The organism is Micromonospora musae (assembly GCF_003626635.1).
GTDB lineage: Bacteria > Actinomycetota > Actinomycetes > Mycobacteriales > Micromonosporaceae > Micromonospora > Micromonospora musae.
On record NZ_RAZT01000005.1, the window covers coordinates 134,346 to 160,452 of the forward strand.

The window sequence follows — 26,107 nt, forward strand, 5'->3', positions numbered from 1 at the left end:
GCCACGTCATGCGCACACCAACGACCACGCCGGCACACCGGCGCAGCTAAGTGACACACGTTACGCCGATCTTCGCTTGCCGTCCGTCCAAGGCGACGTCCCGTGTGTCCGACCGGCTCGAGAGCCCCCGGCACGATGATCGATGTGACGATGTTAAGAAGGTCTCTGTCCCGTCCCGACGCCGGGGTGGCCGAGCAGCGCCGAAGCGCCGACCGGAGGCGTCCGCCGGTCAGCCGGAGGCGCCGCCGGTGAAGTTCCACGCGGCGAGCCGCAGCGGTGGGGCCGTCCACCAGACACCGTCCAGCCGGTCCGGTTGCCGGACCGGCTCGCGGCCGACGCCGAGCACCCGACCGGGCCCCAAAGCCCGCGGGTACGACTCGGTGAACCGGAAGTCGCGTACGGCCGAGGTGACCTGTCCGTCCTCGACCAGCCAGACCCCGTTGCGGGTCAACCCGGTCACCACCAGGCTCTTCGGGTCGAGCACCCGGGTGTACCACAGGTCGCTGACCAGCAACCCCCGCTCGACCTGCGCCACCAGGGCCGCGGTGTCCCGGTCGGCGACCGCGCCGACGGTCGGCAGACCGGCCGCGCCGTCCGCGTCACCGTCCGTCCCGTCGCGCCCGAGCAGCCGCAGGTTACGGGGGATCGGGCCGAAGCTCGCGCCACCGGCGATGCCGTGCCCCGTGGAGTGCGTACCCGCGTCCGCGGCGGTCCGCCGATCGTGTACGACCGCGCGGGTGGTGCCGGCCTCGACGAGCGTCAACCGGCGGCGGGGCGTCCCCTCCACATCGAACGGCAGGTCGACCGCGCTGAGCGGATCGTCGACCACGGTGACGGCCGGATCGAACTGCGCCACGCCCGGTTCGGCGAACGACTGCCGCTCGGCGTGGCGCTTGCCGTTGAAGCCGTACCAGGAGAGGTTCTGGAGCAGGTCCGCCACCGCGGCCGGCTCGAACACCACCTCGTACCGCCCCGGGGTCAGCTCGACCGGGTCCACCGCCGCCCGGGCCTTGGTCGCCGCCCGCGCGCCCAGCACGGCGCCGTCGAGGTCGGCCAGCCGGTCCGCGCAGAGTCGGGCGACCCCGTCCGCGCCGCCGGCTCGGGCGATGCCGTCCATGGCCGCCTCGACGGCGTGCCCGTACGCCGAATGTCCCGCGCTGTTCGCGAACCCCGACGACCGGTGGGTGGTACGGCAGTAGCCGGCCGTCTCCAGTCCACCGGCCGCGTCGACGAAGGCGCGGACCCGCTCGGCCCGCTGGTCCGGGTCGGCGTACGCGGTGGCCTCGTCGGCCGGGCCGGACGACGGCGTCGGCGTGGCCGGGGTGAGCCCCGGCCAGGCCGGATCGGGCGGACCGAGCCGCGCTGCGGCGAGAGTCCGCTCGACCAGCGTACGCAGCCCCTCCGGGCTCACCGAGCTGCCGTTCGCCGCGGCGGTACGCCCGTCGACGTGCACCCGCAGCCGGACGCCCACGCCCGACTCGGCGACGTTCTGGTGGATGAAGGAGTTGGCGAACCGGGTCAACGCCAGATCCGCCCGGGTGACCACCGCCTCGGCCTCCGCGTCCGGGCCGCCGATGCGGCGGACCAGGTCGATCACCTGACCGGCGAGCTCCAACTCACTCCTCGCGCTCACGCGGACACTCCCACGCGGACGTTGCGGAACCGGGCCGGCGCGGCCGGGTGGCCGGTGTGCCCGGTCTGGCCGGGCTGGCCCTTCCCGCAGTTCGGCGTCCCCCAGGCGGTGGTCTCCGAGGAGAGCATGTCCATCGACCGCCAGAAGAGCGGGCCGATGCCGGTGTAGGTCGGGTTGCGCAGCATCCGCCCGCGCCGGCCCCGCTTCACCTCCCAGCCGATCTCGCAGCCGAACTGGAAGTTGAGCCGTTTGTCGTCGATCGACCAGGAGCGGTTCAAATCCATCAGCACCCCGTCGTCGGTCTCCGAGATGATCTCCTCAAGGGTGTGCGGGCCGGGTTCGAGACCCACGTTCGTCATCCGCACCATCGGCAGCCGGGCCCAGCCGTCGGACCGTACGCTCCCGCCGTAGTCCAGGCCCGCGACGGCGGCCGAGTCCCGGCCGGCGAGCACGCCCACCCAACGGCCCTCGCGGACCGCGTCCCGCTTCACCGCGGGGGAGCCCTCGTCGTCGAAGCCGAAGCTGCCGAGCGCCCCCGGGATGGTCGGGTCGATGGTGATGTTCATCAGCTCGGAGCCGTAGCGCAGCGAGCCGAGCTGAGCCAGGTCCAGCCAGGACGTGCCGGCGAAGGCGGCCTCCCAGCCGAGGATCCGGTCCAGCTCGATGGCGTGCCCCACCGACTCGTGGATCTGCAACGCCAGCTGTTCGCCACCGAGGATCAGGTCGGTCTCGCCGGCCGGGCACGCGGGCGCGGTGAGCAGCGCCCGGGACTCGTCGGCGATCCGGGCGGCGTGCGCGGCCAGGTCCAGCGACTCCACGAGCTCCCAGCCGGTGGTGCCGTACTGGCCCCGGTAGCTGGGGTAGGAGCGGCGCTGCGTCTCGCCGTCGCCGATCGAGGTGGCGGAGATCCCGCCGCCGCACTCGCGGATGCGCTGGTCGATCCGGTGCCCCTCGCTGGAGACGAACCACTTGGCCGTGTCCCAGATCTGGTAGAGGCCCTCGGCCAGGTCGGCGCCGTGCTCCCGCATGGTCGTGGTCGCCCGGACCAGTAGGTCGCCCTTGTCGGAGAGCGGCACGCCGAGCGGGTCGATGCGGCACTCCGAGGCCCAGGTCGCGGTGACCGCCTCGGCGGGCGTCAGGTCGACGGGCGGGCCGGGCACCCGCGCGCTCGCGGCGGCGATCCGCGCGGCGCGCCGACCGGCGTCGCGGGCGGCCGCGTCGGAGAGCTCGGGTACGGCGTAGAAGCCCCAGCTCGACCCGACCAGCGCGCGTACGCCCAGGCCCGTGCTCTCGTGCTGGGTCAGCTCCTCGATCTCGCCGTTGCGCGCCGCCATCGACTCGTAGCTCCGGTGCATCACGCGCGCGTCGGCGTACCGGGCGCCGGCGTCCACAGCGGCCTGTACGGCGGCGGTCGCCGCGTCGAACTCGTTCATGCGACCGACCCTAGGCCAGCGGCCCGACCTGCGTCAGGGCAGCAGCTCTTCGGGCCGGATCGTGGCCCGGACCGGCTCGGTCAGCTCCAGGGCCTCGGCGCGCTTGGCCGCCGAGTGTTCGACGTAGTGGCGGCCGCGGCGTCGATAGAGACGGAGTGTCTCGGCCGCCTGATCCACCAGCAGGTACCAGTCGATGCCGGCGGCCGCGTAGTAGTGCATCTTGAGCACCTTGTCGGTCGAGGCGTTACCGGGAGAGACGATCTCGCAGATCAGGCGGACGCTCGTCGCCTCGACGTACGGCTCGTCGAGGTTCACCGGTGAAGTGATCACGAGGTCGGGAATCGGGATGCGGCCCGGCCGTAGTCGGACGTTCACCGCTTCGAGCAGTTCGAGCCCCACGGCTTCAGCCGCTGCTTCGAAGATGTTTCCGAGCTTGCGGGAGATGCGTTGGTGTCGTGGGGTTGGTGCTGGGGTCACGTGAAGGCTCCCGTCGAAGAGTTCGACGCGCTGGGACGTCTCGCCGAGGGAGAGGTACTCCTCTTCGGTCCACGGGCCTTCGTGGTCGAACACCGCCACGGTCATGGTCACCTCCACCTCGTGTCGGCGGGAATGCTTGCCTGACTGCCGCTGTCATCGTCGCACCAGAGGTGCGGTGACGTGGCGAAGCCGGCGAGTGGACTTCGTGAATGTGCTGGTGAGGGCTGTTCATGGACGTTGCCGAGTCGTTACGCTGACGGCCGCTGACAGCCCGCGACTTTGTAGCTTATTTTCACCCTCAGGGATTTCCTGTAAGTTCTCTTCGTCACTGGGGGAGGCGGTCGTGGGCAGGTCGGAGTCGGTGCCGTCCGGGCAGACGGGCGATCGTCCCAGCGTGCCGGAGCAGCGCTCCGGCGACGCGCCGTACCTGCGGGTGAACGACCTGCGGGTGCGTTTCAACACCGAGGACGGTGTGGTCCGGGCGGTGGATGGAGTCTCGTTCACGGTGGAGCGTGGCCGCACGCTCGGCATCGTCGGTGAGTCCGGATCGGGCAAGAGCGTCACCTCACTCGCCATCCTCGGCCTGCACAACGCCAAGCGCGCCAGCATCGGCGGCGAGATCTTCGTCGGCGGTCGGCAGTTGGTCGGCCTGCCGGAGGAGGAGGTACGCCGGCTGCGTGGCCGCGACATGGCGATGATCTTCCAGGATCCGCTTTCGGCGCTGCACCCGTACTTCACGGTCGGGCGGCAGATCGCCGAGGCGTACCGGGTGCACCACCCGCGCGCGGGCAAGCGGGAGGCCCGGCAGCGGGCGGTCGACATGCTCGGCCGGGTCGGCATTCCGCAACCGGCGCGCCGCTTCGACCAGTACCCGCACGAGTTCTCCGGCGGCATGCGCCAGCGGGCGATGATCGCGATGGCGCTGGTCAACGACCCGGACCTGCTCATCGCCGACGAGCCGACCACCGCCCTCGACGTCACCGTGCAGGCGCAGATCCTGGACCTGCTCGCCGACCTCCAGGCCGAGTTCCACTCCGCGATCATCCTGATCACGCACGACCTCGGCGTGGTCAGCCAGGTCGCCGACGACGTACTCGTCATGTACGGGGGCCGGGCCGTCGAACGCGGCAGCGTCGAGCAGGTGCTCCGCCGGCCGCAGCACCCGTACACCTGGGGGTTGCTCTCCAGCGTGCCCTCCCTGCACGGCGACGCGGACGCGGAGCTGGTGCCGATCCGGGGCAACCCGCCGAGCCTGATCAACCTCCCCTCGGGCTGCTCCTTCCACCCGCGCTGCCGGTACGCCGACCGCAACGGGGACCGGTCCCGCAGCGAGGTGCCCGAGCTGCGCCCGGCCGGGGAGGAGGGCCACCTGGTCTCCTGCCACCTGGCCGCCGAGGAGCGGACGCGGCTCTACCGCGAGGAGATCGCACATGTGGGGGTCGCTCGGTGAGCGCGAGGAACGCAGCGCAGCGGAGTACCGCAGTCGCGAACGAAGGCGGGTGTCGGTGAGCGCGAGGAACGCAGCGCAGCGGAGTACCGCAGTCGCGAACGAAGGCAGGCTCCGATGAGTGAGGTGGGCACGCCGTCGGCGGAGGCCGAGCCGCTGCTACGGGTACGTGGGCTGGCCAAGCACTTCCCGGTACGCACCGGCCTGCGCAGCCGCGGCGTGGTGCGGGCGGTCGACGGGCTGGACTTCGACGTGCGGCCCGGTGAGACGGTCGGCCTGGTCGGTGAGTCCGGCTGCGGCAAGACCACCACCGGTCGGATGCTGGTGCGACTGCTGGAGCCGAGCGCCGGCACGATCGAGTTCGACGGCCGGGACATCACCCACGCCGGCCGGCGTGAGCTGCGCCCGCTGCGCCAGGACCTGCAGATCATCTTCCAGGACCCGTACGCCTCGCTGAATCCCCGGCACACGGTGGGCCGGATCATCGCCATGCCGTTGCAGGTCAACGGCGTCGAGCCGGCGGGTGGCGTCAAGGCGCGCGTGCAGGAGCTGCTGGAGGTCGTCGGGCTGAACCCGGAGCACTACAACCGGTACCCGCACGAGTTCTCCGGCGGGCAGCGGCAGCGGATCGGCATCGCCCGGGCGTTGGCGCTGCGGCCGAAGCTCATCGTCGCCGACGAGCCGGTCTCCGCCCTGGACGTGTCGATCCAGGCGCAGGTGGTCAACCTGCTTCGCGAGCTGCAGCGGGACCTGGGGTTGGCGTTCGTCTTCATCGCGCACGACCTGGCCGTGGTCCGCCACTTCTGCCAGCGGGTCGCCGTGATGTACCTCGGCAAGATCGTGGAGATCGGCGACCGGGCCGACATCTACGAGCGGCCGCAGCATCCGTACACCCGGGCGCTGCTCTCGGCGATCCCGGACGTCACCAAGCTCGGCCCGGCGGGCCGGATCCGGCTCACCGGTGACGTGCCGACCCCGCTCGACCCGCCGTCGGGTTGCCGGTTCCGCACCCGGTGCTGGAAGGCGCGGGAGATCTGCGCGACCGAGGAGCCGGCGCTGGTGTCGCGGGACGGCGGCGGGCAGGCCACCGCCTGCCACTTCCCGGAGTCCGGCCCGGTGGCGGGGGAGAGCGGCGGCACGGCCGGCGCGGCCGTCGAGGAGGTGTCGAAGTGAGCCTGTCCCCGGTGGAGGGTGTGGCGCTCGCCGAGATCGAGTCCGGCGGCGGCGCGGAGACCCCGGAGAGCAGGGACGTCGTCGGCCGCTCACCCGGCCGGCTCGCCTGGATCCGGCTGCGGCGCGATCGTACGGCGATGGTCAGCGGCGCGATGCTCCTCCTCTTCCTACTGCTGGCGCTCGCCGCGCCGCTCGTCGAGCTGCTCTACGGCATCGGTCCGAAGGAGCAGTTCCAGAGCCTGCTCGACGGCTTCGGCATGCCGCTGGGCTATGCCGGTGGCGTCTCCGGCGAGCACTGGTTCGGCCTGGAGCCGGGGCTGGGCCGGGACATCTTCATCCGGCTGATCTACGGCCTGCGTACCTCGCTCTTCATCGCGTTCGCCGCGGCGGTCATCACCGCGACGATCGGGGTCGTGCTCGGTACGCTCGCCGGCTACCTCGGCGGGTGGCTGGACGCGGTGATCAACTGGATCACCGACCTGACGCTGGCCATGCCGTTCCTGGTCATCGCGCTGGCCCTGACCCCGACGCTGGTGCTGCGCTTCTACGGCGAGCGGGAGGCCGTCTCGCCGGCCTTCGGGGTGGCGGTGCTGATCGGCGTCTTCGCCGTCTTCGGCTGGACGAGCACCGCCCGGCTGGTCCGTGGCCAGGTGATCGCACTGCGCGAGCGGGAGTTCGTGGAGGCCGCCCGGGCCAGCGGCGCCGGCCTGGGACACATGCTCTTCCGGCAGCTGCTGCCGAACATCTGGGCACCGATCCTGGTCTCGTTCTCCCTGGCCGTGCCGCAGTTCATCACCAGCGAGGCGGCGCTCTCCTTCATTGGGGTGGGGCTGAGCGACGAGACGCCGAGCTTCGGCCGGATGATCTACCGCAGCCTGGACTACCTGCAGACCGACCCCGCGTACGTCTTCTTCCCGGGCATCGCGATCTTCGCGCTCGTGTTCGCCTTCAACCTCTTCGGGGACGCGCTGCGCGACGCGCTCGACCCGAAGTCGTCCCGGTAGGTGTCGAGATGAGCGTGCCGAGTGCGACGCCACGGAGTCGAGCGGTTGCGAACGAAGGGGTGCTCTGATGACGCGATTCCTGGTCAAGCGGCTCTTCTCCGCCACGCTGACGCTCTTCGCGGTGAGCGTGCTGACCTTCCTGATGTTCTTCGCCCTGCCCCGTGACCCGGTCACCGGCATGTGCCCGAAGAACTGCAACCCGGAGCGGCTGGAGCGGGTCCGGGACGAGTTGGGCCTGAACGACCCGCTGGTCACGCAGTACGCCGGCTACATGAAGGGCATCGTCACCGGTCGGGACCTGGGCAGCGTCCAGGGCGGCCGCTGCGACGCGCCCTGCCTGGGCTGGTCGTACGTCACCAACGAGGCGGTCTCCGACACCATCGCGCGGGTGCTGCCGGTGACGCTCAGCATCGTGATCCCGGCGGCGGTTCTCTGGCTGCTGCTCGGCGTGGGGCTCGGCATGATCTCGGCGCTGCGCCGCGGCACCTGGTTGGACCGGCTCGCCATCGGCTTCTCGCTCACCGGGGCGTCGTTGCAGCTCTACTTCGTCGGTGCGGTGCTGCTGCTGGTCTTCGTCTACAACCTGCGGATCCTGCCGGTGCCCAGCTACACGTCGATCTTCGACAATCCGCTGAAGTGGGCGAGCGGGCTGGTGCTGGCCTGGTTCTCGCTGGCCTTCCTCTTCTCCGCGATCTACGCCCGGCTCTCCCGCGCGCAGATGCTGGAGACGCTCTCGGAGGACTTCGTCCGCACCGCGCGGGCGAAGGGCCTGGCCAAGCCGAAGGTGTACGGGCGGCACGCGCTGCGCGCGGCGATCACACCGGTGGTGACGATCGCCGGGCTGGACGTCGGTGGCGCGCTCGGCGGCACGGTGATCACCGAGACGACCTTCGGCATCCAGGGGTTGGGTCGTACGGCCGTCGACGCGGTACGGGCCGGCGACCTGCCCACGATCATGGCCACCGTGCTGATCGCGGCGGTCTTCGTGGTGCTCGCGAACGTGCTGGTCGACCTCCTGTACGCGGCCATCGACCCCCGGGTACGGCTGCACTGACCCGAGCCCGGGACGCCGGGCGGTGCCGGGGCGGGGCGGACGAGGGTCGAGCCGCCGGCCGATGGTGAAATTTATCGACAACTGTTACACAATCCGTAGGTTTTCTTCTTTACGATCCTCGGGACGTCGGCGGTTCCACCTCCGGCGGACCCGCACGTCAGATGGGTGGAGGAGGTAGGAGATGCGACCACGCGTGGCGGCCGCCGCAGGCGGCGCGATCGCACTGGTTGTGGCGTTGGGTGCCTGCTCGAAGAACACGGGCGAAGGCACCACCGTGGACACCAACCGTACGCAGACCGGGGTGATCGCGACCGACCCGAAGGACTCGCAGGGCCCGGCCGCGGAGGTGGCCGGAGCGAGCAAGGGCGGCACCTTCACCATCATCCGGGAGACGCCCATCTCCCACCTGGACCCGCAGCGGACGTACTCGTTCGCCGGTCTGATGGCGAGCCCGCTCTTCGCCCGTTACCTCACCACCTGGAAGGACGACGGCAAGGGCGGCCTGGTCCTGGTCGGTGACCTCGCCGAGACGCCCGGCAACGACGTCAACAAGGACTGCAAGGTCTGGGAATTCAAGATCAAGGACGGGGTGAAGTTCGAGGACGGCAGCCCGATCACCTCGAAGGAGATCGCCTACGGCATCGCCCGCTCCTTCGACCCGGACCTCACCGGCGGCCCGACCTACATCCAGGAGTGGCTGGCCGACACCCCGCAGTTCGACACCAAGTGGGACTTCAAGAAGAACAAGGGTTCGCTGCCGCCCGGGCTGACCACGCCGGACGACAAGACGCTGCGCTTCGAGTTCGCCAAGCCCCGCTGCGACCTGCCGTTCGCCGTCTCGTTGCCGACCACCGCGCCGCTGCCGCCCGCCAAGGACACCGGCGTGAACCTGGACAACAAGCCTTTCTCGTCCGGGCCGTACAAGATCGCTGACAACCAGGTCGGCGTGAAGCTGACCCTGGACCGGAACCCGAACTGGGACGCCAAGACCGACCCGGTCCGGCACCAGTACCCGGACCAGTTCGTCTGGAGCTTCGGCCCGACCCCGGACGCCGCCAGCAACCGGGTGATCGCCGACAACGGCGCCGACCAGAGCGCGCTCGCCTTCAACACCGTGCCGGCCTCACTGGTCGCCAAGGTGGCCGGCGACGCCGCGCTGAAGTCCCGCACCATCCTCTCGCCGACCCCGAGCGCCAACCAGCTGGTCATCAACAACCAGCGGGTCAAGGACCTGAAGATCCGTCAGGCGCTCAACTACGCGATCGACCGGGAAGGTCTGATCAAGGCGATGGGTGGGCCGACCGTCGCCGCGCCGCTCACCACGCTGATGCCGCCGTCGACCATCGGCTTCAAGGCGTACGACGCGTACCCGGCCGGCGCCAACGGGAACGTGGACAAGGCCAAGGAGCTGCTCGCCGGTCAGACCCCGGAGCTGGTCCTCGGCGTCTCCGACGGCGCGACCGAGCAGCTGCAGGGCACCCAGCTCAAGGCCAACCTGGAGCGGGCCGGCTTCAAGATCACGCTGCGGAACATCCCGGACGACGCCAAGCTCGACGAGATCAAGAAGAAGGACAACCCCTGGGACCTGTACATCGGTAACTGGGCGGCCGACTGGCCGAGCGGCGCGTCGATCCTGCCGGTGCTCTACGACGGGCGCACCATCAAGCCCGAGGGCAACAGCAACCAGTCGTACTTCAACGACCCGGCGGTCAACACCGAGATGGACCGGATCCTGGCGCTCTCCCCCGCCGAGCAGGGCCCGGAGTGGGCCAAGCTCGACGAGCGGATGATGAAGGAGTACGCGCCGGTCGTGCCGCTCTTCGTCGACGTCGCCTACAACGTGCACGGCTCCAAGGCCGGCGGCGTCTTCATCTCCAGCGTCTTCGGCTACCCCGCCTTCGTGAACGCGTACGTCAAGCAGTAGTCCCGCCGCACGAACGGGCCCCCGGTCGACACCGTCGTCGGCCGGGGGTCGTGCGCACCCGGCGGTCGGGGGATTGTGCGTGCCCTCGGCGCCGGTCGGGGCGGCCCGCGCTATCCCAGGTGCGTGCGGAGGAAGTCCAGCTCCAGCCGGAGCAGGCGCTCGGCGGTGCCGCCGGCCGCCATGTGCGTCGCCCCGGTCAGCGGCAGCACCGAGTGCGGCCGCCCGGAGGAGAGCAGCGCGGCCGAGAGCCGCAGGGTGTGCGCGGCGACCACGTTGTCGTCCACCATGCCGTGCACCAGCAGCAACGGGCGGGCCTCCGCCGGATTTGTCACCGGCTCGGCGGCCAGCTCGACCAGCGAATGGTGCGCGTAGACGTCCGAGCCCTCGTCGGGCATCCCCAGGAAGCGCTCGCTGTAGGCGGTGTCGTAGAGACCCCAGTCGCTGACCGGGGCCCCGGCGATGCCGCACCGGAACAGCTCCGGGTGCCGCAGCACCGCGAGCCCGGCCAGCCAGCCGCCGAACGACCAACCCCGCACCGCCACCCGGCTCAGGTCGAGATCCGGGTGCTTGTCGGCCAGCGCGGTGAGCGCGTCCACCTGGTCGAGCAGGATCACGTCGGCCAACCGCCGGTGGATCGCCTTCTCGAACGAGGGCGCCACCCCCGGCGTGCCGCGGTTGTCCACGACCACCACCGCGAACCCGGCGTCGGCCCACCACTGCCGCTCCAACCAGGCCGAACGCGCCGCGACCACCTCCTGGTGGCCGGGGCCGCCGTAGATGTCCAGCAGCACCGGCAGCCGGCGACCCGTGACGTAGCTGTTCGGGTAGAGCACCGCGCTCGGCAACCGCCGGTCGGTCACCCGCTCCAGCAGCGGCAGCGGCGAGTAGGGCGAGACGGCGGCGTACGAGTTCAGCAACGCCACCTCCTCGTCGCCGCGCCGTACCGTCCACCGCGTTCCCGCGTGGTCGAGCGAGGCGCTGCCCACCACGAGCACGTCCCCGCCGACCGCTGCGGTGTGCCATCCCGAGTCGGAGGTCAACCGGCGGGCGTCGACCCCGCTGCCGATGGTCGTGCGTACCCGGAACAGGTGCCGCTCGCTCGGCTCGCCGTCACTCGCCTCGACCAGCAGGTCGGGCGCGCCCGCGCCGGTGCTGGGCAGCCGTCCCACGACGCGCCGGACGTAGAGCGAGGGCGGGGTGAGCAGCGTGCCGTCGGCGAAGAGACACCGCGCGTCGTACCCGTCGTGGGCCAGCTCACCACCGACCAGCACCCGCCCGTCGGGCAGGTGCGCCGGGGTGCCGGCGATCGGCTCGACCCAGCGCGGATCGGCCAGCTCGGCGTGGACCTGCGTCTCACCCGTGCGCGGATCCACCGCGAGCACCAGGCCGTGCTGCTGCGAACGACGCAGCACGGTGATCAGCGGGCCGCCGTCCGCCCAGCTGACCGAGGTCAGGTAGGGGTAGGTCTCCCGGTCCCAGTGCACGTCGACCCACCCGTCGTCCAGGTCGAGCAGGTGCAGGCTGACCTCGGCGTTCGGCCCGCCAGCCCGTGGGTAGGCGACGGTCGTCGGCGGGCTGGCCGGGTCGGCCGGGTCGTGCAGGTGCCACCGGTCCAGCCGGGACTCGTCGACCCGCGCAGCGAGCACCGAGCGGCCGTCCGGCGCCCACCAGTAGCCCCGGAACCGGGCGAACTCCTCGGCGGCGATGTGCTCGGGCAGACCCCAGGTGACGCCGGAGTCCTCCCCGGCGAGCATCGTGTCGGTGCCGTCGGCGTCGACCACGCGCAGCTCGCCCCGGCGGACTCCGTCCGCGGCGTCGGTGACGTAGGCGAGCCGAACGCCGGTCGGGTCCGGCCGGGGGTCGAGGACCGGTCCGACGGTGGTCACCTCCACCACGTCACCGTGCACCAGATCGGCCCGGAAGAGCCGGCCGGCGATCGCGAAGACCGCCACCCGCCCGGCGGCGTCCAGGGCGTACGAGCCGATGCCGTCGGCGCTGAGCCGCAACCGCTCGCGCAGCGCCCGCTCGCCGGGGGAGAGGGTGGCCGGGCCGCTGTCGGTCCCGAGCAGCACCGCCGGGTCGGCGACCAGCCGTTCCTCGCCGGAGGCGACGTCCAGGAGCCAGAGCGCGTCGGCCGGGTCCTCCGGGCCGGCCGAGCGCAGGAAGATCACCCGGGATCCGTCGTCGGCCACGGAGACGGCGCGCGGCGCGCCGTGGCTGAACCGGCGGGTACGGGCGGCCAGCTCCGGATAGTCCACGGCCAGATCGTAAGTCGGCTCCGGAGGTGATGTGGCCGACCTGCACGGACGCGTTGGGGTCGGCCGGACGGAACCGCCGGTTAGAGTGACGGGCGTGACGATGCTGCCCGACCGCCGCCTTCTGCTGGTCCACGCGCACCCGGACGACGAGACCATCGGAACCGGTTCGACGATGGCGCACTACGCCGCCACCGGTGCGCACGTGACGCTGGTGACGTGCACGCTCGGCGAGGAGGGCGAGATCCACGTGCCGGCGCTGGCGCAGCTCGCCGCCGACCAGGCCGACCAGCTCGGCGGCTACCGGATCGCCGAGCTGACCGCGGCCTGCGCGGCGCTGGGCGTCACCGACCACCGCTTCCTCGGCGGCGCGGGCCGCTACCGGGACTCCGGCATGATGGGGCTGGCCACCAACGAGCACCCCCGGGCGTTCTGGCAGGCCGACCTGGACGAGGCCGCCGGTCACCTGGTCGAGGTGATGCGGGAGGTTCGTCCGCAGGTCATGATCACGTACGACGAGAACGGCTTCTACGGGCACCCGGACCACATCCAGGCGCACCGGGTGGCGATGCGCGCGCATCAGCTGGCCGAGGCCGAGGGGATCGCTCCGGAGAAGGTCTACTGGACGGCCATGCCGCTCAGCGTGCTCAAGGCCGGCATGGACCAGTTCGTCGAGTCGTCCGACAACCCGTTCGCCGGGATCGAGGACGTCGCGGAGCTTCCGTTCGGCACCCCCGACGAGCAGATCGCGGCCCGGATCGACGCCACCGAGCAACACGCCGCGAAGCAGGCCGCGCTGCGCGCCCACGCCACCCAGATCCCACCGACCTCGTGGCTCTACACGATCGCCGGCGCCATCGGGGGCGAGTTCATGGGGCTGGAGTATTTCACCCTCGCGAAGGGGGATAAGGGTGCGGGCAGCGGCCCGTACGGCTGGGAGGACGACCTCTTCGCCGGGCTCGCCGACCACGGCCACGACCGGGCCCCGGCAGCGGTGGCCGGTCTGCGGTGACCCTCCCCACCATTCCCATGTCGGTAGCCCCGGACGAGACCAACCCGCCACCGGCGGGCCCGCCGCCGCGCCTGCTCGACCTCGGCCTGCGGGTGGCCGGCGGCCTCGTGGCGGTCGTCGCCGGTGTGGTGACCGGGGTGGTGGAGCTGCTGCTCGCCACGCTCCGGGTGGCCGGCCAGCTCGTCGGGGTGTCGGTGCTGGTGGCGGTCGGCGCGAACATCGCGCTCGGTTGGTTCGCCCACCGGACGGTCGGCCGCCGCTGGTCGGTGGCGCTGCCCGCGGTGCCGTGGTTCGTGCTGATGGCGGTCGCGGCGATCCGGACCGCCGAGGGGGACCTGCTCCTCGCCGGTGACAACTGGGTCGGCCTCGTCATGATCGTGGCCGGCGCGATGACCTTCGCCGTGATGGGTTTCCGGCAGATCCTCGCGCCGCCGTCGCACTCGCCCGGGTGATGACGGCACACAGGTTCGAGTGGTAGATATTCCTGCCAGGAAACCGTCCGAGGGGACGGTTGGGCGGGAGGTCGTGCGATGGAGAGGCGCTGGCGCGACATCGGGGTGCTCGCCGGGCTGCTCTTCGCGGTCAACGTGGTCGCTCGGTTGATCATCCACTTCGGCTTCGACGGCGACGACACCGCCGCCGACCGGGTGTCACTCGGCATGTTCGTGCTGATCGGGGTGATCCTCGCCGTGCTCGCCTTCGTCTGGGGGCGGCGTCGACCGCTGGGCGAATGGTCGGCCGACGTGGCGGGCACGGTGCTGGTCGCGATGCTCCTGACGGTGCTGGTCGGTCCGCTGCTGGTGGGCGACAGTCCGTTCGCCGGTGGCGCGGGCACCTTCTTCGCCCAGATCTGGCTCTACCTCGGCGCCGCCCTGGCGGGGACGCTGGTCGGCTACCTGGTGGCCACCGCGCTCGGCCTCGACCACCGGTCGCAGGGCCTGAAGCGCTACGCCGAGCTGAAGGCCGCCAAGCCCCGCAAGGTCGTCCGTCGCTGACCGGGCCGGATCGTGCCGCCCCGACGGGTCAGTGCGGGGGGACGCGGGTCAGGTACGTGTGGTGGGTGGTGAAGCCGAACCGGCGGTAGAGGGCGACGGCGGCGGTGTTGCGCTGCTCGACCTGGAGGAAGGCGTCAGTGGCGCCGGCCTCCGCGCCCCACTGCCCGAGCGCGCGGACGATCCGGCCGGCCAGCCCCTGACGTCGGGCCGCCGGCAGCACCTCGATGACGGTCAGCCCCAGCCAGCGGCCCTGTCCGGTCACCGTGCCCCGGCCCATCCCGACCAGCTCGCCGTCGGCGTACGCGTGCGCGAAGCGGACCTGCTCCACCGCGGTCAGCACGTGGCGGGCGGCGTCCGGCAGGCCGGCCTTGCGGTCACCCACGACCGCCAGCCACTCCGGTGCGGGGGCGGTCGCCAGCCGTATCGACGCCGACCCGCCCGGGCCCCGGGGCGCCGGTGGGGTCGGCGAGGCGGCGGTCACCAGGGGGAGCGGCGCGGTCTGCACCAGCACCGGCGGTCGGCCGCTCCAGCCCCGGGCGTCCAGCTCGGCGCCGACCGGCGTGGCGAGTGGCAGCGGGGTGTTCACCAGCGGGGTGAGGCCACGCTCGGCGTACCACCGCTCGACCGTGTCCAGGGCCGCCGGCAGCGGCCGGTCCGGGTCGCCGACGGGTAGCGCCGAGTTGGCCCGCCCGGTCCAGCCGTCGGCGGCCCGCAGCAGCCAGCCACCCAGCCGCTCGCGCGTGGGCGCCGGCCAGGCCTCGTCGGCGGCGAGCTCCAGCTCGATCACGGCCGCCGCGGTGGGGCGGCGGGCCGGCGGCACCCGCTTGGCCCGGTGCACCTCGTCCCGGGGCACGCGCAGCGGGCCGTGCGCGGTGCTCAACGTGAGATGGGTCTCGTCCAGCTCGACCAACTCGCCGAGGGCGTCGGAGAACAGGGGTCGGCCTTCGCGAATACCGACAATCCGCCGAACCACGATCCGGTGTCCCACATCCTGCTGACCCAGCACGATCGACCCCCTCCCCGGCGAGATACTAGGCTCTTACCGTCGCGGAGATCGCGGCGCGTCTTGCGGAGGAGAAGACCGGTGACCTACATCATCGCCGAGCCGTGCGTGGATGTGCTCGACAAGGCATGCATCGAGGAGTGCCCGGTCGACTGCATTTACGAGGGCAACCGGATGCTCTACATCCACCCCGACGAGTGCGTCGACTGTGGTGCCTGTGAGCCCGTCTGCCCGGTCGAGGCGATCTTCTACGAGGACGACGTGCCGGAGCAGTGGAAGGACTACACGGGCGCCAACTACGAGTTCTTCGAGGACCTCGGCTCGCCCGGCGGCGCCTCGAAGATCGGCAAGGTGGAGAAGGATGCGGCGTTCGTCGCCGCGCAGCCGCCGCGCGGTGAGGGACACTGAGCCGGCCCGCGCCGATCTCGGCGCACCTGCCCGACTTCCCCTGGGACACTCTGGACGCGGCGGCCACCGTCGCCGCCGCGCACCCGGAGGGCCTGATCAACCTCTCCGTCGGCACGCCGGTCGACCCGGTGCCGCAGGTGATCCGGCAGGCGCTGGCTGACGCCTCCGACTCCCCCGGTTACCCGCTGACCGCCGGCACCCCCGCGCTGCGCGCGGCGATCACCGCCTGGGTCGTCCGCGCCTGCGGCGCCGGGGCGAACGGTCTGGGCGTGCTGCCGACCATCGGCTCGAAGGAGCTGGTCGCCTGGCTGCCGACCCTGCTCGGGATCGGGCCGGACGACGTGGTCGTGGTGCCGTCGGTCAGCTACCCGACCTACGAGGTGGGTGCCCGACTCGCCGGTGCCACCGTGGTGCGCAGCGACTCGCTGACGTCGGTCGGTCCGACCTCGCGGGTCCGGCTGGTCTGGGTCAACTCGCCGGGCAACCCGAACGGCAAGGTGCTGCCCGCCGCCCACCTGCGCAAGGTGGTCGACTGGGCGCGCGAGCGGGGCGCAGTGGTCGCCAGTGACGAGTGCTACCTACCCCTGGGCTGGTCGGCCGAGCCGGTCTCGGTGCTCTCGCCCGAGGTCTGTGGCGGCTCGTACGACGGGGTACTGGCGGTGCACTCGCTCTCCAAGCGGTCGAACCTCGCCGGCTACCGAGCCGGTTTCGTCGCCGGTGACGCGGCGCTGGTGGCGGAGCTGCTCGCGGTGCGCAAGCACGCCGGCATGATCGTGCCCGCGCCGGTGCAGGCGGCGATGGTGGCCGCCCTGCAGGACGACGAGCACGCCGTGGAGCAGCGGGAGCGTTACCGGGCCCGACGCGAGGTGCTGCGTCAGGCGTTCGAGGCGGCCGGCTTCACCATCGAGCACTCGGAGGCGGGCCTCTACCTCTGGGCGACCCGCGGCGAGGACTGCTGGAAGACGGTGGACTGGCTGGCCCGGCGGGGCGTCCTCGTCGCCCCCGGCCTCTTCTACGGTCCGACCGGTGGGCAGCACGTCCGGGTCGCGCTCACCGAGTCCGACGAGCGGGTCGCCGCGGTGGCCGGCCGGCTCGCCGACCAGTGACGTCGCGTCGTCGGTCGACGACGGTACGAGCGGGACACCGGGGTACGTGATGGTGCGCAGCGTGGGTCAGCGGCCGAGGGTCGCGGTGGTGGGTACCGGCCTCATCGGCGGGTCCATCCTGCTCCGGCTGCGGGAGGTCTACCCGGACGTCGTCGGCTGGGACCCGGATCCGGCCACCCGCGCCGTCGGCCGTGACCGGGGTGTCCGCTTCCCCGACGCGCTGGCCGACGCGGTCCGGGACCGGGACGTCGTCTTCCTCGCCGGGCCGCTGGCCAGCCTGCCGGAGACCCTGCTCACCGTCGCCCGGCACACCGGTGACGACTGTGTGGTCACCGACGTGGGCAGCACCAAGGACGCGGTGGCCCGCTTCGCGGTCGAGCAGGGCCTGACCGGGCGGTTCGTGCCCGGCCACCCGATGGCGGGCACCGAGCGGTCCGGGCTGACCGCCGCCGTGCCGGAGCTGTTCGACGGGGCGGCCTGGGTGCTCTGCCCGAGCCTCGACGGGATCGGGCCGTTCCGAATGCTGGCCGGCCTCCTCGTGACGGTCTTCTCGGCCCGCGTCGTGCCGATGTCTCCGACGGTGCACGACTCGGTGGTCGCCCTCTCCTCCCACGTCCCCCACCTGCTGGCGGGGAGCCTCGCCGGGGCGGCGGCCGACGTGGGGATCCGGGACGCCGTGCTCGGCCTGGCGGCCGGGAGCTTCCGGGACGGCACGCGGGTGGTCGGCACGCCGGTGGAGCGCATCGCGGACATGCTCTTCCAGAACCGGGACGAGGTGCTCGGCCAGCTCGGCCAGGTCCGCGTGGTGCTCGACGCGCTGGTCGACGCGTTGCGCCGGGACGACGCGGACGCGCTGGTCGAGCGCTACCGGCGGGCGCAGGAGCTACGTCACGCGCTCCTCGACCGGGCGCTGGACGAGCAGCGGCGTGAGTTCCCGATCGACGGGGACCACGCCGACGAGTTGGCGTACCTGCTGGAGCTGGGCTCGGCGGGCGGCCAGCTGACCGGCTGCGCCGCCGATGCGGACGTGGTGACCTACCTGGCGCGTCGTCCGCCGGCGTGAGCGCGAGCTGAGCGCTGCTCCGGCGCTCGGGCGCGGCCACGACTAGGGTGAGGGCATGGTGGACGGGCCGGTGGTGACGGTACGCGGGGAGGCGTACCGGGAGGTGCCCCCGGAGCTGGCCCGGTTCGCGGTCACCGTGACAGCCCGCGACCGGGAGCGGGAGGCCACCCTGACCAGGCTGGCCGAACGGGCCGCCGCCGTCCGCGTGCGGCTCGACGGCGAGGGCGCGGCGATCGAGCGGCGGGAGACCGGGGAGCTGCGGGTGCGCCCGGAGACCCGGCGCGGCACCGAGCGGGTGGTCGCCTGGCACGGAAGTGTCACCACCACCGTCACGGTCAGCGACTTCACCGCCCTCGGCGAGCTGATGCTCCGCGTGGCCGAGCTGGACCAGGTCGAGATCGCCGGGCCGTGGTGGTCGCTACGGCCGGACAGCCCGACGTACCGCGAGGTCCGGCACGCCGCGATCGCCGACGCCCTCGCCCGGGGCCGGGAGTACGCCGAGGCGCTCGGTGCCCGTGTCACCGCGCTCGTCGAGCTGGCGGACACCGGTGTCGAGCGGCCGATGATGGCCCGGATGGCGTACGCGGGCGGCCCCGAGGGGGGCGGGAGGCCGGAGCTCGACCTCGATCCGCAGCCGCAGTCGGTGCAGGCCGCCGTGCAGGCGCGGTTCGCGATCTCCGAGCCGGTTCTGGGCTGATGGCGCCGGCACAGGTGCTCCCGGTCGAGGAGCTGATCGAGCGGGCGCGCTCCCTCGCCGAGGCCGGCCCCCGCCAGCTGCTCGGCATCGCGGGCGCGCCGGGCGCGGGCAAGTCCACCCTCGCCGAGCGGATCGTCGCCGGGGTCGGGTCGGCCGCCCGGTTGGTGCCGATGGACGGTTTCCATCTCGCCCAGGTGCAGCTGGAGCGGCTCGCCCGCGCCGACCGTAAGGGCGCTGCCGACACCTTCGACGCCAACGGCTACGTCTCGCTGCTGCGCCGGCTGCACCGGCTGGAGCCGACCTCCGTCTACGCGCCCGCGTTCCGCCGTGACCTGGAGGAGCCGATCGCCGGCTCGATCGAGGTGCCGCCGGAGGTGCGCCTCGTGGTGACCGAGGGCAACTACCTGCTGCTGCCGTTGACGCCGTGGGACGAGGTGCGGTCCCTGCTGCACGAGGCGTGGTTCCTCGACCTCGACGCCGAGCTGCGGCTGCGTCGGCTCACCGCCCGGCACGTCGCGTACGGGCGGTCCGAGACGGCGGCGCGGGCGTGGGCGATGGGCAGCGACGAGGAGAACGCGACGCTTGTCGCCGGCACCGCCGGCCGGGCGGACATGGTGGTGCGGCTAGCCGAGGCCCCGCCGGGGTAGCGGGACCTCGCGCAGCAGCAGCCGCGTGACCCGGGCCCGCTCCTGCTGGAACTCCGGCGCCTGCGGGTAGCCGCTGTGGTTCCGGATGGGTGGGTCGGCCACCTCGCCGTCGCTGGGGTGCAGCGCCTCCGGGTCGCGCACGGTCGTGTTCCGCTCGCCCGCGTCGACCGGCCAGCCGAGCGGGTCGGTGCTCCGCCAGAAGTTCGTCCAGCCCGACCGGCCGGCGGAGGTGGTCAACGCACCGGTCAACGTGGGTAGCCGGTCCGGCCCGAAGTAGGCCGGGAAGACCCGCCCGTAGAGCCGGGTCAGCTGGCAGCCGTACGAGAAGAACCAGATCCGGCGCCGCCACCGGTCGGGCAGTTGCAGGATGACGGCCGCGCAGATCACCGTGCCCTGGCTGTGGCCGGAGAGGATGATGCCCGCCATCCGGCGCGGGTCGCCGTCGCGGAGGGCGAGCAGCCCGGCGATCCTGGTCTGCAGCTCGGGCACGGCGCGCTCGGCGTAGCTCGGCGGGGCGAGCGGGTGGGCGGAGCGCGGCCAGAACGTGCCCACGTCCCAGATCACTCCGACGGTGCGCCGTACGGTGTCGTTGCGGTAGACCAGCGCGCCGATCGCGGCGACCAGCACGGGCAGCCAACCGAGCATCGAGCCACCGACGTCGGCGACGAACTTCACCACGGCCGCGCCCTCGGTGGCCCGCATCGGATGCGGTCGGGCGTGGGACAGCACGGCCGCGCAGCCGAGGGTGGCCACCCCGGCGGCGACCACGGCGTAGCGCCCGACGAGCCGGATCGCGTGCTCGCCGACCAGCCGGTGCAGGGCGTGGAAGAGGCTGACGTCGCGGCACCGGCGCAGCTCGTGCGGGGAGAGCGCGTGCCCGGCGGGCGTCAGCTCGGCGTACGCCTGGCGGCGCAGCCGGTTCAGCAGCAGGCCGGCGCGGGCGACGGTGACCGCGAGCGCGACGATCGCGACGGCGAAGGCGAGCCCGCTCCACAGCACCGGGACCGGTGGGGTGATCGTGCTCCGGCCGCTCGGGGTGGCCCCGTTGTTGAGCCGGTCGGCGACCCAGTAGAGCAGCCCCGCGCAGTTGGCGACGCAGAGCAGCCAACCAGCGCCCGCGATGACGGCCGGCCCCCGGCCACCCCACGCGACCGCGCTGTGTGGCGCGGCGGCGCGCTCGTCGACCGCGTGGGTGGGGGGCAGCGCCAGTCCGACGGCGGCGAGCGCGACGGCCGGCACGACGAGCATCCACACCTTCAGGGGCGCCGGCGCCTCCGGCACCAGGGGCAACCGGCCGTCGACCCAGGACACGCCGAGCACGAGCAGGCCTGCGGCGGTCATCGGTGGCGCCAACGCGCGGCGGCCGGCGCGGGCGACCGCGCCGATCGCGATCAGTAGCAGCAGCTGGCCCAGGCTCAGCCAGGAGACGATCCAGTCGTATCCGGGCAGCGACCTGTCGACGAGGCAGCCCGGCGTGCCGGGATCGCGGGCGCAGCCGGTCGGTGGGCGCAGCCCGGCGAGGGGGGTACCAGCCGGCCCGTCGGGCAGCAGCAGGAGCGCCACGGTGCCGGTCACGGTGAGCGCGGTGAGCCCGGCGACCCCGACGGTCCACCGGCCGATCCGGGTGGCGCCGCTCCGCCGGGTGAGGCTCGGCCGGCCGAGCGCCACCACCACGATCAGCAGGGCCGCGCCGCCGGCCGCGGCGGTGGGCCAGGCGACCAGCGCGCGGATTCCCCGGGGCGGGTCCATGGCCAGCACCGTGCCGAGCGGCACCGCGGCGGCGACGATCGCGCCGGTGCAGAGGTGCAGCACGGCCGAGCGGCGCAGCTGCCCCTCCCCGTGCCAGAAGGTGCGGTCCTGCAACGGGTTCGTCGGCTCGGTAGGTGGCCGGTCGGGGCGGGGCTCCGGGTCGTCGGGCGGCGCGTCGGCGTGGATCGGCCGCGGCTGGCGGGGGAGGGGGCCGGTGCCGGGGCCGGCGGGCATCTGGGCTTCGTACTGGTACGTCCGCCAGGCGAGCAGCCCCAGCAGCGCGAGCAGCCCGATCGGGGCGACGAGCCCGATGGCGAGCGCGCGGGCACCCTCGCTCCACCACCCCTCGCCGAGGAACTCCCACGGTCCCGGGACCCGGCGCAGGCACTCCTCGTCGACGCACTGCCAGCCGATCAGGTCGACGCCGATCCCGGTCACCGCGACGACCACCGTGCAGGTCAGGCTGAGGCAGAAGAGGCGAATCAGCCAGGCGGTCAGGCCGGGGCCGCTGGACCAGCGTTCCCGGTCCGACTCCGGGGGTATCGCGGGCCGGGCGTGCAGCGCGACGTTGGCGAGGGTGAAGGGCAGCAGCAGCGTCCAGAGGGCGCGCTCGACGTCGCGCGCGGTCCGTGCGCCGGAGGTCAACTGCCCCCAGCTGTACGCCTCGACGACGAGCGGGTCGTCCGTTCCGGTGCCGGGGGCGCGGTAGAAGCCGGTCGCCGCGCCGCCGGCGACCAGGCGCGGCTGGGGCGACCCGCCGGTCGGATCGGGGCGCAGGCCGAGGATCTGCGCCGGGGGCGTGTTGGACACCCCGTGCACCCGTAGCTCGAGAACCCGACCGATCATGCCGCCTCCCGATGAAGACGTCATTACCCACAGTGCCGGTCGTAGGGGGTGGCTGGCAAGCCGTGGAACGGTCGTTCGTGCAGGTGGAAGCCTTGATAACGACTATTCGACGGACCGTACGGCGCGGGCGGGGTTGCCGAGCGCGACGACGTTCGGTGGTAGGTCGCGGGTAACCACGGCCCCCGCGCCGACGACGGTGTTCGCCCCGACGTCGATTCCGGCGAGCACGATGACGCCGCCGCCGAGCCAGACGTTGTCGCCGATGGTGATCGGCCTGGCCGACTCCCACTTCGCCCGGCGCGGCTCGGGCTCCACGGGATGCGTCGGGGTGAGCAGTTGGACGTTCGGGCCGATCTGGACGTCCGCGCCGATGGTGATCGGTGCGACGTCGAGGAAGACGGCGTTGAAGTTGACGAAGCAGCGCGGCCCGATCCGAGTCCGTGAGCCGTAGTCGCAGTAGAAGGGTGGCCGGATCTCGGTCTCCGCACCCACCTCGCCGAGCAGGTCTCGCAGCGCCGCGAGCCGGGCGGCGGGATCGTCGGCGGGGCTGGTGTTGAAGCGCTCCATCAGGCGTACGGCGCGGGCCAGCTCGGCGACGATCTCCGGGTCGTCGGCCTGGTACAGGTCGCCCGCGAGCAGGCGCTCCTTCATGGACGTCACCGGTAGATCATCCCGGCCTTTTCGCCCTACTGCCGGAAAGTCAGTCAATTTTCTGACTCTTCACCGCATACCGCGTATGCAATGCTGACCGGCGTCGATGCCCTCATCGGTTACCACGCCCCATCAGGGAGGATCCGTTGCACCGAACACGGAAGTTGACCGGAACAGGCCTCGCGATCGCCCTCGTGCTCGCCGCGCCGGCGGTCGCCGTGGCCGCCCCACCGGGCGCCCCGGTGACGCCGGCGGCCGCCGGGCCGGCCTCGTCGAGGACCGCCGACCAGCCCGCCACGGTCACCCTGCTCACCGGGGACCGGGTGACCGTCAGCGCGTCCGGCGCAGCCAGCGTGCGGCCCGGTCCGGGGCGCGAACACGTACGCTTCCTGACCGGCCGGGACCACGGGCGGCTCTCGGTCGTGCCGCAGGACGCGCTGCCGCTGATCGGCGCCGGCCGCGTCGACCGGCGGCTCTTCGACGTCACCGAGCTGATCGCGGCCGGCTACGACGACGCGCGCAACGACGACCTCCCGGTGCTGCTGCGCCGGGCCGCCGGGGCCGAGCGGCGCGCCGCCACCCCGCCGGGCTTCACCGTCACCCGCGATCTGCCCGCCATCGACGGGGTGGCCGGCACGGTGCGCAAGGACCGGGCGGAGCAGCTCTGGACGGTCCTCGCCGGCCGAGCCGGGGCCCGGGCCGGTGCGGCCGCCGTCGACCGGATCTGGCTCGACGGCCGGCGGCGGATCACGCTGGAACACAGCGTCCCGCAGATCGGTGCGCCCGCCGCGTACGTGGCCGGATACACCGGTGCGGGCGTCCGCGTCGCGGTGCTCGACACCGGGGTGGACACCGATCACCCGGACCTGGCCGGCCGGGTGGCCGAGGCCCGCAACTTCACCGAGGACCCGGCCCCGGGTGACCTGGTGGGGCACGGCACCCATGTGGCCTCGATCATCGCGGGCAGCGGCGCCGCCTCCGGAGGCCGGTACCGCGGCGTGGCGCCGGACGCCACCCTGCTCTCCGGCAAGGTCTGCGAGACCGACTTCTGCACCGACTCCGCCATCCTCGCAGGCATGCACTGGGCCGCCGTCGAGCAGCGGGCGGACGTGGTGAACATGAGCCTCACCGGCATGGACACGCCGGAGACCGACCCGCTCGAGGAGGCGGTGACCCAGCTGACCGAGGAGACCGGCACGCTCTTCGTGGTCTCCGCCGGCAACGACGGGGGGTACGCCCCGGTCGGGTCGCCCGGCACCGCCGACGCGGCGCTCGCCGTCGGCGCGGTGAACCGCGAGGACGAACTCGCCGACTTCTCCAGCCGCGGCCCGCGGGTCGGCGACGAGGCGATCAAGCCGGACCTCACCGCACCGGGCGTGGAGATCGTGGCCGCCCGGGCCGCCGACGGCCAGATCGGCGACCCGGTGGGCGAGTCGTACGTCTCCATCTCCGGCACCTCGATGGCCGCGCCGCACGTCGCGGGCGCGGTGGCGCTCCTCGCCGACCAGCACGGCGACTGGACGGCCGGGCAGCTGAAGGCGACGCTGATGGCCTCGGCGAAGCCGCACCCGCAGCGGTCCGCCTACGAGCAGGGCGCCGGGCGGGTCGACGTGGCCCGGGCGATCGGTCAGACCGTCACCAGTGACCCGGTGAGCGTCTCGTTCGGGCGGGCACTCTGGCCGCACGGCGACGACACCCCGATCACCCGCCAGCTGACCTGGCGCAACGACGGCTCGACGGCGCTCACCCTGGACCTCACGCTCGACGTCACCGGCCCCGGCGGAGCGCCCGCGCCGAGCGGGATGTTCAGCCTGAGCACCGGCCGGGTGACCGTGCCGGCCGGCGGTACGGCGACCGCCACGGTCACCGCCGACACCCGGGTCGGCGACACCGACGGGTACTACACCGGGCGGGTCGTCGCCCGATCCGGTGACGCGGTCGCGGTCACCCCGGTCGCCGTGCACCGGGAGGTGGAGAGCTACCAGCTGACCGTCCGGCACCTCGACGACACGGGTGCGGCGACGGGCCAGCACGGCACCACGCTCGTCGACCTGGCCGACGTCACCAGTCACGACCTGTACGACCCGGACGGCACCGTGCAGGTCCGGCTGCCCAAGGGGCGGTACGCGCTGGTCAGCTACGTGTTCAGCGGTGACGAGCAGAACTCCCGGGCCGCCATGATCGCCCGGCCCGAGCTGATGCTCGACCGGGACACGGAGCTCACCGTCGACGCCCGACGGGCGAAGCCGGTACGCAGCACGGTGCCGGACCCGACGGCCACGCCACAGCTCGTCGACATCGGGGCGAACGTCTTCGTCGCCGACGTCGGCTCGTACAGCTTCAGCCTGCTCGGGTTCGACTTCACCGGCCTGTCCAGCGGCCAGCTCGGCCCGAACGGCTCGGCGGCGCGTTTCGTCGGCACGGTGAGCAGCCAGTGGGCCGACCGGGAGGCGGCCAGCAGCCCGTACCTCTACGCGCTCAGCGAGGGCTTCCCCGGCCGGCTGCCGACCGGCTTCGACCGGGACTACCGCGCCCGTGACCTGGCCACCGTCACCCACACGTTCCGCGGCGGGTACCCCGGCCTGGAGACCGAGCGGTTGGTCTTCCCGCAGCTGGAACCGGCCGTCGGCGGCTGGGCCGTCGGGCTGCCGACGGCGGTGCCGGGGCAGCGGGTCGAGCACTACAACACCCGGGGCGTGCGCTGGACCTCGGAGTTGACCTTCGGCGTGCGTACCGGAGACGGGTGGCTCGAACCCCGGGCCATGCTGGCCGGCGACGCTCGGGCCTACCGGGCCGGCAAGCACCTCCGGGAGGTCTGGAACGGCGCGCCGTACGGGCCGTCCTTCCCGGCGCCGCGCTGGCCCGGGCAGGGCCTCACCCGGCAGGGCGACGTGATCGTGCTGGACGTGCCGCTGCACAGCGACGTGTCCGGTCACGCCGGCGGTTCGCTTCCGGACAGCGCCCGGACGGCGCTCTACCGGAACGGGAAGCTGGTGGGGGAGAGCGCCGACCCGGGCTTCGGCCAGTTCGAGGTGCCGCCGGGGGGCGCCGGCTACCGGCTGGAGACGGCGACGAAGCGGAGCTTCACCGACCTGAGCACCGAGGTCGGCGCGGCCTGGACGTTCCGCTCCCGGCACGTCCCCGGCGAGGACTTCGCCGCGTTGCCCGCGATGGCCGTCCGCTTCGCGCCACCGCTGGACGCCGCGAACAACGCGCCCGCCGGCCGGAGCTTCGTCGTCCCGGTCCAGGTGCAGCGGCAGCCGGGCGCTCCCTCGGCGCGCGTCGCCGCGCTCATGGTGGAGGTCTCCTACGACGGCGGGTCGACCTGGCAGCGGGCGAAGGTCCGGAAGTCCGGCGACGGCTGGAAGGCCGCCGTCCGGCACCCGGCCGGGCCCGGGTACGCCTCGCTGCGGGCCACCGCGCGCGACAGCGCCGGCAACACGGTGACCCAGCACGTCATCCAGGCGTACCGGCTGAGGTGACGCCGGGCTCCTCCGGGTCGGTGGGTGACCGCCGGCCCGGAGGGCTCA

At 72.9% G+C, this 26,107-nt stretch carries 21 protein-coding genes; 14 read left to right on the forward strand and 7 right to left on the reverse strand.

The window, feature by feature from the left end:
- Positions 1–229: 229 nt before the first annotated feature.
- The 3 genes from D7044_RS11450 to D7044_RS11460 are packed head-to-tail and all read right to left on the reverse strand — an operon-like array spanning position 230 to position 3,648.
- Positions 230–1,633, reverse strand: coding sequence for a TldD/PmbA family protein (locus D7044_RS11450; RefSeq protein ID WP_233563200.1), 1,404 nt, complete (start codon positions 1,631–1,633; stop codon positions 230–232).
- Entirely contained in the window at positions 1,630–3,066 is a 1,437-nt protein-coding gene (locus D7044_RS11455; RefSeq protein ID WP_120688832.1) for a TldD/PmbA family protein, read from the reverse strand. The genes D7044_RS11450 and D7044_RS11455 overlap by 4 nt, the downstream gene beginning before the upstream one ends.
- Positions 3,067–3,099: 33 nt before the next feature.
- Entirely contained in the window at positions 3,100–3,648 is a 549-nt protein-coding gene (locus D7044_RS11460) for a Uma2 family endonuclease (RefSeq protein ID WP_120688927.1), read from the reverse strand.
- A gap of 289 nt (positions 3,649–3,937) precedes the next feature.
- On the opposite strand from D7044_RS11460, the gene D7044_RS11465 reads away from it, so the two are divergent.
- The 5 genes from D7044_RS11465 to D7044_RS11485 all read left to right on the forward strand — a co-directional run bounded on the left by D7044_RS11465 (position 3,938) and on the right by D7044_RS11485 (position 10,145).
- Complete coding sequence (locus D7044_RS11465) at positions 3,938–4,993, forward strand: ABC transporter ATP-binding protein (RefSeq protein WP_233564961.1); 1,056 nt, start codon at positions 3,938–3,940, stop codon at positions 4,991–4,993.
- A 114-nt stretch (positions 4,994–5,107) separates the two neighbouring features.
- Positions 5,108–6,163: an ABC transporter ATP-binding protein gene (locus D7044_RS11470; RefSeq protein WP_120688834.1), complete on the forward strand. Its 1,056-nt coding sequence runs from the start codon at positions 5,108–5,110 to the stop codon at positions 6,161–6,163.
- Complete coding sequence (locus tag D7044_RS11475) at positions 6,160–7,167, forward strand: ABC transporter permease (protein WP_120688835.1); 1,008 nt, start codon at positions 6,160–6,162, stop codon at positions 7,165–7,167. Before D7044_RS11470 ends, D7044_RS11475 begins: the two co-directional genes overlap by 4 nt.
- A gap of 67 nt (positions 7,168–7,234) precedes the next feature.
- Complete coding sequence (locus D7044_RS11480) at positions 7,235–8,221, forward strand: ABC transporter permease (protein ID WP_120688836.1); 987 nt, start codon at positions 7,235–7,237, stop codon at positions 8,219–8,221.
- A gap of 181 nt (positions 8,222–8,402) precedes the next feature.
- Complete coding sequence (locus tag D7044_RS11485) at positions 8,403–10,145, forward strand: ABC transporter substrate-binding protein (RefSeq protein ID WP_120688837.1); 1,743 nt, start codon at positions 8,403–8,405, stop codon at positions 10,143–10,145.
- Positions 10,146–10,255: 110 nt separating this feature from the next.
- Here the strand turns inward: D7044_RS11485 and D7044_RS11490 are convergent, their stop codons facing one another.
- The gene (locus D7044_RS11490) at positions 10,256–12,403 is read right to left on the reverse strand and encodes a prolyl oligopeptidase family serine peptidase (protein WP_120688838.1); all 2,148 of its coding nucleotides are present in this window, start codon (positions 12,401–12,403) and stop codon (positions 10,256–10,258) included.
- 85 nt (positions 12,404–12,488) lie between these two features.
- On the opposite strand from D7044_RS11490, the gene mshB reads away from it, so the two are divergent.
- From mshB to D7044_RS11505, 3 genes are all read left to right on the forward strand, one after another.
- Positions 12,489–13,412: an N-acetyl-1-D-myo-inositol-2-amino-2-deoxy-alpha-D-glucopyranoside deacetylase gene (gene mshB / locus D7044_RS11495; RefSeq protein ID WP_120679172.1), complete on the forward strand. Its 924-nt coding sequence runs from the start codon at positions 12,489–12,491 to the stop codon at positions 13,410–13,412.
- An 11-nt stretch (positions 13,413–13,423) separates the two neighbouring features.
- Positions 13,424–13,864 carry a hypothetical protein gene (locus D7044_RS11500; protein ID WP_120679834.1) on the forward strand — a complete coding sequence of 147 codons (441 nt, stop codon included), beginning with the start codon at positions 13,424–13,426 and terminating at the stop codon, positions 13,862–13,864.
- A 78-nt stretch (positions 13,865–13,942) separates the two neighbouring features.
- Entirely contained in the window at positions 13,943–14,407 is a 465-nt protein-coding gene (locus D7044_RS11505) for a hypothetical protein (protein WP_120688839.1), read from the forward strand.
- A 28-nt stretch (positions 14,408–14,435) separates the two neighbouring features.
- Here D7044_RS11505 and D7044_RS11510 read toward each other — a convergent pair whose 3' ends face one another.
- On the reverse strand, positions 14,436–15,413 hold the full coding sequence (locus D7044_RS11510; protein ID WP_120688840.1) for a GNAT family N-acetyltransferase: 978 nt from the start codon (positions 15,411–15,413) through the stop codon (positions 14,436–14,438).
- 78 nt (positions 15,414–15,491) lie between these two features.
- Between D7044_RS11510 and fdxA the strand changes: the two genes are divergently transcribed.
- Genes fdxA through D7044_RS11535 form a run of 5 tightly spaced genes read left to right on the forward strand, consistent with a single transcriptional unit; the run spans position 15,492 to position 19,331 of the window.
- A complete protein-coding gene (gene fdxA, locus D7044_RS11515) occupies positions 15,492–15,818 on the forward strand; it encodes a ferredoxin (RefSeq protein ID WP_076466513.1) in 327 nt (108 codons plus the stop codon).
- A complete protein-coding gene (gene dapC / locus D7044_RS11520; protein WP_120679178.1) occupies positions 15,815–16,924 on the forward strand; it encodes a succinyldiaminopimelate transaminase in 1,110 nt (369 codons plus the stop codon). The genes fdxA and dapC overlap by 4 nt, the downstream gene beginning before the upstream one ends.
- A 49-nt stretch (positions 16,925–16,973) precedes the next feature.
- Positions 16,974–17,987 (forward strand): prephenate dehydrogenase, encoded by a 1,014-nt coding sequence (locus D7044_RS11525; RefSeq protein ID WP_120688928.1) that lies wholly within the window; start codon positions 16,974–16,976, stop codon positions 17,985–17,987.
- A 55-nt stretch (positions 17,988–18,042) separates the two neighbouring features.
- Positions 18,043–18,684, forward strand: a complete 642-nt coding sequence (locus tag D7044_RS11530) for an SIMPL domain-containing protein (protein WP_120688841.1) — start codon at positions 18,043–18,045, stop codon at positions 18,682–18,684.
- Positions 18,684–19,331 carry a nucleoside/nucleotide kinase family protein gene (locus D7044_RS11535; RefSeq protein ID WP_120688842.1) on the forward strand — a complete coding sequence of 216 codons (648 nt, stop codon included), beginning with the start codon at positions 18,684–18,686 and terminating at the stop codon, positions 19,329–19,331. Before D7044_RS11530 ends, D7044_RS11535 begins: the two co-directional genes overlap by 1 nt.
- On the opposite strand, the gene D7044_RS11540 is transcribed toward D7044_RS11535, so the two are convergent.
- The gene (locus D7044_RS11540; RefSeq protein ID WP_233564952.1) at positions 19,308–21,926 is read right to left on the reverse strand and encodes a hypothetical protein; all 2,619 of its coding nucleotides are present in this window, start codon (positions 21,924–21,926) and stop codon (positions 19,308–19,310) included. The two genes, D7044_RS11535 and D7044_RS11540, sit on opposite strands and share 24 nt — an antisense overlap.
- A gap of 102 nt (positions 21,927–22,028) precedes the next feature.
- Positions 22,029–22,586: a sugar O-acetyltransferase gene (locus D7044_RS11545; protein WP_120679184.1), complete on the reverse strand. Its 558-nt coding sequence runs from the start codon at positions 22,584–22,586 to the stop codon at positions 22,029–22,031.
- A 137-nt stretch (positions 22,587–22,723) separates the two neighbouring features.
- Between D7044_RS11545 and D7044_RS11550 the strand changes: the two genes are divergently transcribed.
- On the forward strand, positions 22,724–26,059 hold the full coding sequence (locus tag D7044_RS11550; protein WP_120688843.1) for a S8 family serine peptidase: 3,336 nt from the start codon (positions 22,724–22,726) through the stop codon (positions 26,057–26,059).
- The last annotated feature ends 48 nt before the right edge of the window (positions 26,060–26,107 follow it).

Excerpts from the sequence above, each read along its gene's own strand:
- D7044_RS11480 (WP_120688836.1), top strand. The coding sequence starts at position 7,235 with ATGACGCGATTCCTGGTCAAGCGGCTCTTCTCCGCCACGCTGACGCTC.
- D7044_RS11540 (WP_233564952.1), bottom strand. The coding sequence starts at position 21,926 with ATGATCGGTCGGGTTCTCGAGCTACGGGTGCACGGGGTGTCCAACACG.
- D7044_RS11525 (WP_120688928.1), top strand. The coding sequence starts at position 16,974 with ATGGTGCGCAGCGTGGGTCAGCGGCCGAGGGTCGCGGTGGTGGGTACC.
- D7044_RS11530 (WP_120688841.1), top strand. The coding sequence starts at position 18,043 with ATGGTGGACGGGCCGGTGGTGACGGTACGCGGGGAGGCGTACCGGGAG.
- D7044_RS11460 (WP_120688927.1), bottom strand. The coding sequence starts at position 3,648 with ATGACCGTGGCGGTGTTCGACCACGAAGGCCCGTGGACCGAAGAGGAG.
- D7044_RS11455 (WP_120688832.1), bottom strand. The coding sequence starts at position 3,066 with ATGAACGAGTTCGACGCGGCGACCGCCGCCGTACAGGCCGCTGTGGAC.
- D7044_RS11485 (WP_120688837.1), top strand. The coding sequence starts at position 8,403 with ATGCGACCACGCGTGGCGGCCGCCGCAGGCGGCGCGATCGCACTGGTT.
- D7044_RS11505 (WP_120688839.1), top strand. The coding sequence starts at position 13,943 with ATGGAGAGGCGCTGGCGCGACATCGGGGTGCTCGCCGGGCTGCTCTTC.
- D7044_RS11535 (WP_120688842.1), top strand. The coding sequence starts at position 18,684 with ATGGCGCCGGCACAGGTGCTCCCGGTCGAGGAGCTGATCGAGCGGGCG.
- D7044_RS11470 (WP_120688834.1), top strand. The coding sequence starts at position 5,108 with ATGAGTGAGGTGGGCACGCCGTCGGCGGAGGCCGAGCCGCTGCTACGG.